Origin of the sequence: Roseateles cavernae (genome assembly GCF_040187885.1) — a bacterium.
GTDB lineage: Bacteria > Pseudomonadota > Gammaproteobacteria > Burkholderiales > Burkholderiaceae_C > Roseateles_E > Roseateles_E cavernae.
Genome location: NZ_JBDPLH010000003.1, coordinates 513,822 through 525,460, shown reverse-complemented (window position 1 = coordinate 525,460; position 11,639 = coordinate 513,822). Strand labels below are relative to the sequence as shown.

Genomic DNA, 11,639 nt, shown 5'->3' with positions numbered 1-11,639 from the left:
TCGGGCTCAGCGCGGCGCGTCCAGCGCCAGATTCAGCTTCAGCACATGGACGCGCGGCTCGCCCAGCACCGCCAGGTCGCGGCCCTCGGTATTGGCCGCGATCAGGCGCTGCACCTCGGCCAGCGGCAGGCCGCGCTCGCGCGCGACGCGGGCGGCCTGGTAGCGCGCGGCGGCCATCGAGATGTGCGGATCCAGGCCGCTGGCCGAGGCCGTGACCAGGTCGGCCGGTACCGCCGCCGTGTTGCCCGGATCGGCGGCGCGCAGCGCGGCAATACGGGCCTTGACGGCGTCGGCCAGCGCCGGGTTCATCGGCCCCTGGTTGGAGCCGCCGGAGCCGGCCGCGTTATTGGCCATAGGCCCGGTGGCCGAGGGACGGCCCCAGAAGTACTTGGGCGATGTGAAGCTCTGACCGATCAGCTCGGAGCCGACGGCCTTGCCCCCGTGCTCGATCAGGCTGCCGGCGGCCTGTTTGGGGAACAGCGACTGGCCGACGCCGGTGACGGCCAGCGGATAGAGCAGGCCCGTGATGGCCGATAGCAGCACGAAGCTGACAATGGCAGGACGAAGATGGGCTTTCATGACAAGCTCCTTAGATCAGATGGGTGGCGACCAGGAACAGGTCGATCGCCTTGATGCCGACAAAGGGCACGATCAGGCCGCCGAGGCCGTAGATCGCCAGATTGCGGCGCAGCAGCGCGGCGGCGCCGATGGCGCGGTAAGGCACGCCCTTCAGGGCCAGCGGGATCAGCGCGATGATGATCAGCGCGTTGAAGATCACCGCCGACAGGATGGCCGAGCTGGGGCTGTGCAGGCCCATCACGTTCAGGCTGGCCAGCTGCGGATAGACGCCGACAAACATCGCCGGGATGATGGCGAAGTACTTGGCCACATCGTTGGCGATCGAGAAGGTGGTCAGCGAGCCGCGCGTCATCAAGAGCTGCTTGCCGGTCTCGACGATCTCCAGCAGCTTGGTGGGGTTGGAGTCCAGGTCCACCATATTGCCGGCCTCCTTGGCGGCCTGCGTGCCGGTGTTCATCGCCACGGCAACATCGGCCTGGGCCAGCGCGGGGGCATCGTTGGTGCCGTCGCCGGTCATCGCCACCAGGCGGCCTTCGCCCTGGTAGTCGCGGATCAGCTTGAGCTTGGCCTCGGGCGTGGCCTCGGCCAGGAAGTCGTCGACGCCGGCCTCGGCCGCGATCGCTGCGGCGGTCAGCTTGTTGTCGCCGGTGATCATCACGGTCTTGATGCCCATGCGGCGCAGCTCGGCAAAGCGCTCCTTGATGCCGCCCTTGACGATGTCCTTCAGCTCGACGGCGCCCATCACCTTGGCACCATCAGCCACCACCAGCGGCGTGCTGCCGCACCGCGCGATCTCGTCGATGGCCTGGCTGACTTCCTTCGGGAAGCTGCCACCCAGGGCCTCGACATGGCGGCGGATCGCATCGCCGGCGCCCTTGCGGATCTGGCGCTGTTGCTGCGCATGCGAGCCGAGGTCGACGCCGCTCATGCGGGTCTGCGCGGTGAAGGGAACGAATTGCGCGTCCAGGCCCGAGAGCTCGCGCTCGCGCAGATTGAAGCGGGTCTTGGCCAGCACCACGATGCTGCGGCCTTCCGGCGTCTCGTCGGCCAGCGAGGCCAGCTGGGCCGCATCGGCCAGCTGCAACTCCGTCACGCCTGGCGCTGGCAGCATGCTTGCTGCCTGCCTGTTCCCCAGGGTGATGGTGCCGGTCTTGTCCAGCATCAGCACATCCACATCGCCGGCCGCCTCGACCGCACGGCCCGAGGTCGCGATCACATTGGCCTGCATCATGCGGCTCATGCCGGCCACACCGATGGCCGACAGCAGGCCACCGATGGTGGTCGGGATCAGGCACACCAGCAGCGCGATCAGCGCGGTGATCGACACCACGGAGCCCGCGCCAGCCGCCTCGACGCTGAAGATCGAATAGGGCAGCAGGGTCACGGTGACGACCAGGAAGACCAGGGTCAGCGCCACCAGCAGAATCGTCAGCGCGATCTCGTTGGGCGTCTTCTGGCGCTTGGCGCCCTCCACCATCGCGATCATGCGGTCGAGGAAGGACTCACCTGGATTGACGGCGATGCGCAGCACCAGCCAGTCGGACAGCACGCGGGTACCGCCGGTGACCGAGGAGAAGTCGCCGCCCGATTCGCGGATGACCGGAGCCGATTCGCCGGTGATCGCGCTCTCGTCCACCGAGGCCACACCCTCGATCACCTCGCCGTCCAGCGGGATCAGGTCACCGGCCTCGACCAGCACGACCGCGCCCTTGCGCAACTCATCGGACTGCAGCGGATGCCATTGGGCGCCATGCCTGGGTTCTTCCAGCTTCTTGGCCCAGGTCTTGGTCTTCAGGCCGCGCAGCGACGCGGCCTGCGCCTTGCTGCGGCCCTCGGCCATCGCCTCGGCGAAGTTCGCGAACAGCACGGTGAACCACAGCCACAGCGCGATGGCCAGCATGAAGCCGGATCCCTCGGTGCCGGCGACGGCCGGGTCCTTAAGGCTGGCCAGCCACAGCGCGCTGGTCAGGATGCTGCCGACGTAGACGACGAACATCACCGGGTTGCGCCACTGCGTGCGCGGATCCAGCTTGCCAAAGGAGGCCGCGACGGCCGGCTTCAGCAAGGCAGGGTCGAGGAAAGAGAGTTTGTTGTTGTCTTGTGTCGTCATGATCAAACTCCCCACAGCATCAGATGCTCGGCAATCGGCCCGAGCGCCAGTGCAGGGACATAGTTCAGCAAGCCCACCAGCAGCACCGTGCCGATCAGCAGCACGATGAACAGGGGGCCGTGCGTGGGCATCGAGCCGCTGGTCTGCGGGATGCGCTTCTTGGCGGCCAGGCTGCCGGCAATCGCCAGCACCGGCACGATCACGCCGAATCGGCCCAGCCACATCGCGACACCCAGCAGCGTGTTGTAGAAGGGCGTGTTGGCCGACAGGCCGGCGAAGGCGCTGCCGTTGTTGTTGGCGGCCGAGGTCAGTGCATACAGCACCTCGGAGAAACCATGGGCGCCCGGGTTCAGGATGCCGGCCCTGCCCGCCGTGGCCAGCACCGCGATGGCCGTGCCGACCAGCACGACGACAGGCGTGATCAGGATGGCGATCGACACCATCTTCATCTCGTGCGGCTCGATCTTCTTGCCCAGGTACTCGGGCGTGCGGCCAATCATCAGGCCGGCGATGAAGACGGCCAGCAGCGCGAACACCAGCATGCCGTACAGACCGGTGCCGACGCCGCCGAACACCACCTCGCCCAGCTGCATCATCACCAGCGGCACCATGCCGCCCAGCGGCGTCATCGAATCGTGCATCGAGTTGACCGCGCCACAGGAGGCGGCCGTCGTGACCACCGCGAACAGGCTGCTGGCATTGATGCCGAAGCGGGCCTCCTTGCCCTCCATATTGCCGGCGCCGGCCTCGACGCCCAGGGCCGTCAGCGCCGGGTTGCCGGCCTGCTCGGCGCTGGTCGCCGCGAACACCGCCGCGACAAACATCAGGCTCATCGCCGCCAGCACGGCCACACCCTGGCGCGTGTCCCCCACCATGCGGCCGAACATGAAGCACAGCGCCGCCGGGATCAGGAAGATCGCCAGCATCTGGGCCAGGTTGGACAGCGCGGTCGGATTCTCGAAGGGATGGGCCGAGTTGGCATTGAAGAAGCCGCCGCCGTTGGTGCCCAGCATCTTGATCGCCTCCTGGGAAGCGACCGGGCCCATCGCCAGGGTCTGGGTCGTGCTTTGGACATCGTCCATCAAGACCTGACCCTGCTCGTCCTTCAGCGGCTGACCGTCGGCGCCGAGCTTGGGCGTCTGGTAGCTGGTGGCCTCCACGGTGCTCACTTCCTTGTAGGCGTCAAAGTTCTGGATCACGCCCTGGCCAACGAAGAAAATCGCCAGCACAAAGCTGATCGGCAGCAGCACCCACAGCGTGATGCGGCTCAGATCGGCCCAGAAGTTGCCGATGGTGGCCAGGCTCTTTCCAGCGAAACCGCGGATCAGCGCGAACACCACGGCAATGCCGGTGGCGGCCGAGACGAAGTTCTGCACCGTCAGCGCCAGCATCTGGCTCAGGTAGCTCATCGCGGACTCGCCGCCATAGCCCTGCCAGTTGGTGTTGGTGACAAAGCTGATCGCGGTGTTGAAGGCCGAGTCGGGCGTGATCGCCGCCATGCCCTGCGGATTCAGCGGCAGCAGCCCCTGAAAGCGCTGCAGCGCATAGACCGCCAGCACGCCGATGAAGTTGAACAGCAGCAGCGCGATCGCATACTGCTTCCAGTGCATGCCCTCGGCCGGCTTGACGCCGGCCAGGCGGAACAGCCCCCCTTCGACCGCGCCCATCCAGCGCGGCAGGCGGCCCTCGGCCACCCGGTGCAGCCAGCGCGCCAGCGGCCAGGCCGCCAGCAGCAGCAGGGCCATGAACAGGCCCAAATTGATCCATGCCAGGGAATTCATCTCAGAACTCCTCGGCTCGGACCAGGGCCACGACCAGATAGACAAACAAGCCAGCGGCCACCAGGCCGCTGACGATATAGAGCCCGCTCATTGCTTGCCGCCCTCCAGCCTGTGGCTGGCAGCGGCCAGGCCGAGGGCCAAGCCGAACAGCGCCAGGCTCAAGCCCAGAAATACCCAATCCATCATCTTGTGCTCACACGCTCAGTTGAGATGTGCAGAGCTTAGGAATTGGGGCCTCAGCTTGTCGTAGAAGCTGGGGCAGGCGGTATCAAGATCGTATAAAGATGGCGCCAAGCAAAAGAGGCCCGAAGGCCTCTTGTCAGGGTACGAACGCCGGCAGCCTTCAGCGGATCGGCGCCAGCGAGCGGAAGGCCTTGACCGCGCCTTCGCCCATCGCGGCGCCGAAGCGCTTGGCCAGACGCTCGGCGACGTTGTCGCGCGGCGTGTAGTCGATCACCTCCTCGGCCTTGATGACCTCGCGGGCCACATAGTCGAGGCTGCCCAGATGATCGGCCAGGCCCAGCTTGATGGCCTCCTCGCCGTTCCAGAACAGGCCCGAGAAGGTCTCCGGGGTTTCCTTCAGGCGCTTGCCGCGACCGTCCTTGACGATCTTGATGAACTGGCGATGGATCTGGTCCAGCATGGCCTGGGCATAGGCGCGCTGGGCCTCGTTCTCGGGCGAGAAGGGGTCCAGCATGCCCTTGTTGGCGCCGGCCGTGATCAGGCGGCGCTCGACGCCCAGCTTGTCCATCAATCCGGTGAAGCCGAAGCCGTCCATCAGTACGCCGATGGAGCCGACCACCGAGGCCTTGTCCACATAGATCTCGTCGGCGGCGGCGGCGATGTAGTAGGCGCCGGAGGCGCAGATCTCCTCGACCACCGCATAGACTTTTTTGCCATGCTTGGCCTTCAACCTCACGATCTCGTCATAGACGATGCCGGCCTGCACCGGGCTGCCGCCCGGCGAGTTGATGCGCAGCACCACGGCCTGGGCACCCTGGTCCTCGAAGGCGCTTTTCAGCGCCGACAGCATCAGCTCGGCGCTGGCCTCGGTGTCGACGGCGATCTCGCCGCGCACCTCGACCAGGGCGGTGTGCGGCGTGTTCGGCGCGGTGCCGACCTGGCGCTGCGCCAGCAGCAGCCACAGCACCGCGACGACCAGCGCCAGCCAGGCCAGGCGGAAGAACACGCGCCAGCGGCGCTCGCTGCGGCGGTCGCGCAGATAGTCGCGGGCGAACTGGGCCAGCACCGCTTCCTGGCTGCCGGGCAGGCCGGATATCGCGGCCGCGCTGGACTGCGGGGCCGGCGCCGGGCTGCCGATCGGATCGGGAATGGCCTGTGGCAAGTCGTCGTTGGGGTTCATGCAGATCTTCTTCTTACTCGTCAAAAGCCGGTTTGGTGTCGCGGGAAGGATACCAATAGACCTGTCCCTGGCGCTCCTCGACCTCGATCTTGGTCAGCCCCATGCGGCCGCACATGCCGGTCACGCAGCGGCCGGTCAGCGGGTCGTAGACCGCGCCATGGATGGAGCACATGATGTATTGCTTGTCGCCATCGAGGAACTCGCCCTCCTGCCAGTCCATCTCGGTCGGCACATGGGCGCAGCGGTTCAGATAGGCCACCACCTGGCCGTCGAAGCGCAGCGCGAAGGCGCGCGCCGGCTCGCGCCATTGCAGCACATCGAAGCTGTGGGCGCGGCCGCGCTCCTGCAGTTCGTCGGAGCTGCATAGCGGCAGCGGATCGGGCTTGGTCGTCGGGCTATCGCTCATGCGTTCTTGATCAGCCAGTCATGCAGATCGGGCACCGAATGCGCGATGTGCAAGGGTTTGAAGGCCTCGAAGGTCTCGTGGTCGTGGGCGCCGTAGCTGACGCCGACGCTGGCCGTGCCGGCATTCAGCGCCATCTGCAGGTCATGGCTGGTGTCGCCTATCATCAGCGTGCGCTCGGGCTCGGCGCCGAACTCGCGCATCAGTTCATGAAGCATCTGCGGATTGGGCTTGCCGGCGGTCTCGTCGGCGGTGCGGCTGCCGTCGAACAGACCTTGCAGTTCAACCACCTTCAGCGCCTCGTCCAGGCCACGGCGGCTTTTGCCGGTCGCGACGGTCAGCCAGTGATGGCGCGCCTTCAGCGCCGCCAGCATCTCCAGCGTGCCCTTGAACAGCGTGACCTCGTGCTGGGCCGCGAAGTAATGGTGGCGATAGCGCAGGCCCAGCTCAGGGTAGCGCGCCGGCGCCAGGCCCGGCACCGCATGGGCCAGCGCCTCCTGCAAGCCCATGCCGATCACATAGCTGGCATCGGCATCGCTGGGCCTCTCCAGGCCCAGATCAACGGCCGCCGCCTGGATGCAGCGGGTGATCAGCGCGGTGGAGTCGAACAGGGTGCCGTCCCAGTCGAAGGCGATCAGGTCAAAACGTTGCGGTCTCATCGTGGCGGGCTCAGGTCTTTCAACAGCTTCTCACACTCGGGCGGCAACGGCGCCAGCAGCTCGATCTCGGCGCCGCTGGCGGGGTGGCTGAACTTCAGCCGTTGGGCATGCAAAAACATGCGCTCGAACTTCAGCGCGCCACGTGCGATGAGCCGGTTGACCTCGAAGTCGCCGTATTTCGGGTCGCCAACGATCGGATGGCCAGCATGCTGCAGATGCACCCGGATCTGGTGCGTGCGGCCGGTCTTGATGGTCACATCAAGCAGGCTGTAACCCGGCAGCCGGCGCGCCACCTTGACCAGGCTGATCGAGCGCTTGGCCTGGTCGGCCTGCGGGTCGTGCGAATTCTCGACCGCACGCACCCAGCGCTCGCCGTCCGAACCGGTGAACTTCAGCAGCGCCACATCGATGACCTTCTTGTTGTCGGCCCACTCACCGATCACCAGGGCCGCATAGGTCTTGCCGGTCTCACGTTCGCGGAACTGGTCCTGCAAGGCGGTCAGCGCGCTGCGCTTCTTCGCGATCAGCAGCAGGCCCGAGGTTTCCTTGTCGAGCCGGTGCACCAGTTCGAGAAACTTGGCCTCGGGCCGGGCCCGGCGCAGCTGCTCGATGACGCCGAAGCTGACCCCGGAGCCGCCATGCACCGCGACACCGGCTGGCTTGTTGACGGCCATCAGGTGCTCGTCCTCGTAGACGACGGGGAATTCCTTGGCCGGCACATAGTCGACCGGGGCGGTGACCCGCTCGGGCAGGCGCACCGGCGGCACCCGCACCTCGTCGCCCAGTTCCAGCCGGGTGTCGGCATGGGCCCGGCCCTTGTTGACGCGCACCTCGCCGGCCCGGATCACCCGGTAGACATGGGTCTTGGGCACGCCCTTGAGCTCGCGCAAGAGGAAGTTGTCCAGGCGCTGGCCGGCCGAGTTCTCGTCGATCAGCACACGGCGCACGGCCGGCGCAGGTGCCGGCTCGACGGCGACCGGCTGCGGCTTGGCCGGCGCGGTGTTGAGCGGCTTAGTGGGCACGCGCTCACCGCGCGACGCCGGCCCATGGGCGGGCCTCCTGGTTTGTGCTGAGGCGGCTGTGGCGGGCTTGCCAGCGGGCCTGGCTTTATTAGCCCTTATAATGTTCCGAACCACAATTGCGCCGTAAGTGTTTGATTTGCCTGATTTTAGCGGGCACGGCAGCGAAAGGCGCGGGTGTGGTGGCGCGGCGATGAGCCGGGCCAACAATCGGTGATGCAACGCGCAGGGCAATAAGCGGGCCCCATCCCCAAGTGAGGGGGCGGCTTCGAGTCCTGTGTGGAAGCGCAGACGTAGAAAGAACCACGCCGTCTCAGGCCCCCGAATTTCGGGCGCAAGAGCCGGCACAAGACAAGGTTTACACCGCGCAAGGCCCGTCGATCCAGCATCTGACGACCTTGTGCCAGCGTTCCAGTAGTCCTCGCGGATGAGCCCTCTGACCTCCCCTACCCCCCACCGCTCGCAAGCGCTGCCCCGGCATCATGCCGCTGAGGCCGGACTGCGCAGCCGTGGCCGGGCCGCGCTATCAGCGCGTCCAGGGGCCAGAGGTGATGCACCGCCTGCTGCCACGCGCGCGCCAACGCTGCTGGTTTGATCGCTCACGATCACCAGCAGTCCAGGGCGATTCCTTCCTCGGTTCCTCCACGTTTGTACGTGCATCGAAGAGTCGCCCACTGACAGGGTCAGGGGCGACGTGGATGATGCTGCGCGTTTGAAGGTCCTCCAAAGACCAGGAACGCGCCAGGAGTGACGACATGAAACGCATGCTGATCAATGCGACGCAGCCGGAAGAGCGGCGCCTCGCGATCGTTGATGGCCAGAAACTGCTGGACTTCGAGACCGAAATCGAGGGCCGCGAGCAGCGCAAGGGCAATATCTATATGGCCGTGGTGACGCGGGTCGAGCCTTCGCTCGAAGCCTGCTTCGTCGACTACGGCGAAGACCGCCATGGTTTCCTGCCCTTCAAGGAAATCTCGCGCCAGTACTTCCGCGACGGCACCGATGTGCGCGCCGCCAAGATCCAGGACGCGATCCGCGAAGGCGACCAGCTGCTGGTCCAGGTCGAGAAGGAAGAGCGCGGCAACAAGGGCGCGGCGCTGACCACCTTTGTCTCGCTGGCCGGCCGCTACCTGGTGCTGATGCCCAACAACCCGCGCGGCGGCGGCGTCAGCCGTCGCATCGAGGGCGAAGACCGCGAAGAGCTGAAGGAAAACCTCGACCAGCTCGAGTACCCCAAGGGCATGAGCCTGATCGCCCGCACCGCCGGCATCGGCCGCTCGGCTGCCGAGCTGCAGTGGGACCTGAACTACATGCTGAAGCTGTGGAGCGCGATCGACGACGCCTCCAAGGGCGGCAAGGGCGCCTTCCTGATCTACCAGGAATCCAGCCTGGTTATCCGCGCGATCCGCGACTACTTCACCGCCGATATCGGTGAGATCCTGATCGACACCGACGACCTGTACGACCAGGCCCAGCAGTTCATGAACCACGTGATGCCCGACCAGGGCCATCGCGTGAAGCGCTACCGCGACGACGCGCCGCTGTTCAGCCGCTTCCAGATCGAACACCAGATCGAAACCGCCTTCAGCCGCACGGTCAACCTGCCCTCGGGCGGCGCCATCGTGATCGACCACACCGAGGCCCTGGTCTCGGTGGACGTCAACTCGGCCCGCGCCACCCGCGGCGGCGACATCGAGGAAACCGCCACCCGCACCAATCTGGAAGCAGCCGACGAGATCGCGCGCCAGATGCGTCTGCGTGACCTGGGCGGCCTGATCGTGGTCGACTTCATCGACATGGAAGAGTCGAAGAACCGCCGCGAGGTCGAACAACGCCTGCGCGACGCGCTGCGCCAGGACCGCGCCCGCGTGCAGTTCAGCTCGATCAGCAAGTTCGGCCTGCTGGAACTGAGCCGCCAGCGCCTGCGCCCGGCGTTGAGCGAAGGCAGCCACATCACCTGCCCGCGTTGCAACGGCACCGGCCACATCCGCGACACCGAGTCCAGCGCGCTGCAGATCCTGCGCATGGTCCAGGAAGAGTCGATGAAGGACAACACCGCCGCCGTCCATGTGCAGGTGCCGGTGGAAGTGACCTCCTTCCTGCTGAACGAGAAGCGCACCGAGATCACCAAGATCGAGCTGAAGCAGCGCGTCACCGTGCTGCTGGTGCCCAACAAGCACCTCGACACGCCCAACTACAAGCTGGAGCGCCTGCGCCACGACGACCCGCGTCTGGAGAATCTGCAGGCCAGCTACACGATGATCGAGGAAGCCACCGACGAGGTGGGCATCACCCGCCGCGACGCGGGTGACAAGAAGAACAAGCAGGAGCCGGTCATCAAGGGCATCCTGCCCGAGCAGCCGGCCCCGGTGGCCGCACCCAAGCCCGAGCCGGTCAAGGTAGCCGCACCGGTGGCAGCGGCCCCGGTGGCCGCTGCCGATGCTGGCGGCGGTTTCTTCGGCTGGATCAAGAAGCTGTTCGGCGGCGCCGAGCCGGTGGCACCGACGCCGGCCAAGACCGAGACCAAGCCCGCCGCCGAGGGCGGCGAGCGCAAGCCGCGTGAAGGTCGCGAAGGTGGCCGCGAGGGCCGTGACGGTCGTCGCCGTGGCGGTGATCGTGGCGACCGGGGTGAGCGTGGCGCCAAGAGCGAAGGTGGTCGTGAGGGCAAGCGCGAAGGCGGTGGCCGCAACGAGCCGCGCGAGAGTCGTGAAGGCAATCGTGGCGACAGCCGCCGCCGCAACGAGCCGCGTGCCGACAAGCCGGCGGAGGGGGCCGAGGCCACCCGTCCGGAACGTGCAGAGCGTCCCGAGCGCGGCGAGCGCCCGGAACGTGGTGAGCGCCCAGAGCGCGCCGAACGTGGCGAGCGTGGCGAACGGGGTGCCGAAGGCAACCGCCGCCCGCGTGGTGAGCGTGGCGAGCGCCAGGAACGCGGCGAGCGTGTGGTCGAGAAGGCTGAGGAGCTGAACACAGCGCCGCTGCAAGCCAGCCTGGACATGCCCGAACAAGCGGCAGCGCTGCTGCCGGTGGCCGAGCAGACCGCCGGTGATGAGGCGGGCAATGACGAGCGCCCGGGCCGCCGCCGCCGCCGCCGTGGCGGGCGCGATCGCGACGACAGCCGTGGCGTCAATGGTGAGGACGTGGCGGGCGTCGAAACGCCGGCCGAACCGGTGGCCGAGGCTGTGGTCGAAGGGCTTGCCGACGCCGCAGCGGGCGACACCCCGCCGCCCGCCGGCGAGGAAGCCGAAGGTGGCGAAGGACGCCGTCGTCGCAGCCGTGATCGTTATCGCCGCGAGCGCCGTGACGACCTGCCGGCCGATGAGCAGGCCGCAGCGCCGGCCGACGCGCCTGTTGTCGACGCAACGCCGGCCCCGGTCGAGCCCGTGACCGCTGCCGCGCCCGCTGCAGCGCCAGTCGCTGCGCCGGTCGCTGTGGCCGCAGTCGCCGCGCCGGTCGCTGCCCCGGCAGTGCCCGTCGTGCCCGCTTTCGAGCTGGCCATCGGTGATCTGCAGAACATCGCCGAGACCGCCGGCCTGCAATGGGTGAACTCCGACGCCGACAAGATCCGCGCCGTGCAAGCCGCCATCGCCGCCGAGCCCAAGCCGGTGCATGTGCCGCGCGAACCCAAACCGGTGGTCGTGGTCGATGAAGGCCCGCTGGTGCTGGTCGAGACCCGCAAGGATCTGAGCCAGACCAAGCTGCCGTTCGAGCACTGAAAGCCAGGGTGG

General features: G+C 67.2%; 9 protein-coding genes. 1 reads left to right on the top strand and 8 read right to left on the bottom strand.

From position 1 onward, the window contains the following. Nucleotides 1-6: 6 nt before the first annotated feature. From kdpC to ABGI63_RS13020, 8 genes are all read right to left on the bottom strand, one after another. Nucleotides 7-579 (bottom strand): potassium-transporting ATPase subunit KdpC, encoded by a 573-nt coding sequence (gene kdpC, locus ABGI63_RS13055; RefSeq protein ID WP_349742806.1) that lies wholly within the window; start codon nt 577-579, stop codon nt 7-9. A gap of 10 nt (nt 580-589) precedes the next feature. After that, nucleotides 590-2,689 carry a potassium-transporting ATPase subunit KdpB gene (kdpB, locus tag ABGI63_RS13050; protein ID WP_349742805.1) on the bottom strand — a complete coding sequence of 700 codons (2,100 nt, stop codon included), beginning with the start codon at nt 2,687-2,689 and terminating at the stop codon, nt 590-592. Between the two features lie 2 nt (nt 2,690-2,691). After that, nucleotides 2,692-4,470 (bottom strand): potassium-transporting ATPase subunit KdpA, encoded by a 1,779-nt coding sequence (gene kdpA / locus ABGI63_RS13045; RefSeq protein WP_349742804.1) that lies wholly within the window; start codon nt 4,468-4,470, stop codon nt 2,692-2,694. A 1-nt stretch (nt 4,471) separates the two neighbouring features. Next, on the bottom strand, nt 4,472-4,561 hold the full coding sequence (gene kdpF, locus ABGI63_RS13040; protein WP_349742803.1) for a K(+)-transporting ATPase subunit F: 90 nt from the start codon (nt 4,559-4,561) through the stop codon (nt 4,472-4,474). 252 nt (nt 4,562-4,813) lie between these two features. Continuing rightward, nucleotides 4,814-5,833 (bottom strand): S49 family peptidase, encoded by a 1,020-nt coding sequence (locus ABGI63_RS13035; protein WP_349742802.1) that lies wholly within the window; start codon nt 5,831-5,833, stop codon nt 4,814-4,816. Nucleotides 5,834-5,846: 13 nt separating this feature from the next. Further along, nucleotides 5,847-6,239 carry a Rieske (2Fe-2S) protein gene (locus ABGI63_RS13030; protein ID WP_349742801.1) on the bottom strand — a complete coding sequence of 131 codons (393 nt, stop codon included), beginning with the start codon at nt 6,237-6,239 and terminating at the stop codon, nt 5,847-5,849. Further along, nucleotides 6,236-6,895: an HAD family hydrolase gene (locus ABGI63_RS13025; protein WP_349742800.1), complete on the bottom strand. Its 660-nt coding sequence runs from the start codon at nt 6,893-6,895 to the stop codon at nt 6,236-6,238. Before ABGI63_RS13025 ends, ABGI63_RS13030 begins: the two co-directional genes overlap by 4 nt. Next, nucleotides 6,892-7,842, bottom strand: a complete 951-nt coding sequence (locus ABGI63_RS13020) for an RluA family pseudouridine synthase (RefSeq protein ID WP_349742904.1) — start codon at nt 7,840-7,842, stop codon at nt 6,892-6,894. The genes ABGI63_RS13025 and ABGI63_RS13020 overlap by 4 nt, the downstream gene beginning before the upstream one ends. Nucleotides 7,843-8,669: 827 nt before the next feature. Here ABGI63_RS13020 and ABGI63_RS13015 point away from each other — a divergent pair. Then, a complete protein-coding gene (locus tag ABGI63_RS13015) occupies nt 8,670-11,627 on the top strand; it encodes an Rne/Rng family ribonuclease (RefSeq protein ID WP_349742799.1) in 2,958 nt (985 codons plus the stop codon). The last annotated feature ends 12 nt before the right edge of the window (nt 11,628-11,639 follow it).

Excerpts from the sequence above, each read along its gene's own strand:
- ABGI63_RS13030 (WP_349742801.1), bottom strand. The coding sequence starts at position 6,239 with ATGAGCGATAGCCCGACGACCAAGCCCGATCCGCTGCCGCTATGCAGC.
- ABGI63_RS13035 (WP_349742802.1), bottom strand. The coding sequence starts at position 5,833 with ATGAACCCCAACGACGACTTGCCACAGGCCATTCCCGATCCGATCGGC.
- kdpC (WP_349742806.1), bottom strand. The coding sequence starts at position 579 with ATGAAAGCCCATCTTCGTCCTGCCATTGTCAGCTTCGTGCTGCTATCG.
- kdpF (WP_349742803.1), bottom strand. The coding sequence starts at position 4,561 with ATGAGCGGGCTCTATATCGTCAGCGGCCTGGTGGCCGCTGGCTTGTTT.
- ABGI63_RS13015 (WP_349742799.1), top strand. The coding sequence starts at position 8,670 with ATGAAACGCATGCTGATCAATGCGACGCAGCCGGAAGAGCGGCGCCTC.
- ABGI63_RS13025 (WP_349742800.1), bottom strand. The coding sequence starts at position 6,895 with ATGAGACCGCAACGTTTTGACCTGATCGCCTTCGACTGGGACGGCACC.
- kdpB (WP_349742805.1), bottom strand. The coding sequence starts at position 2,689 with ATGACGACACAAGACAACAACAAACTCTCTTTCCTCGACCCTGCCTTG.
- kdpA (WP_349742804.1), bottom strand. The coding sequence starts at position 4,470 with ATGAATTCCCTGGCATGGATCAATTTGGGCCTGTTCATGGCCCTGCTG.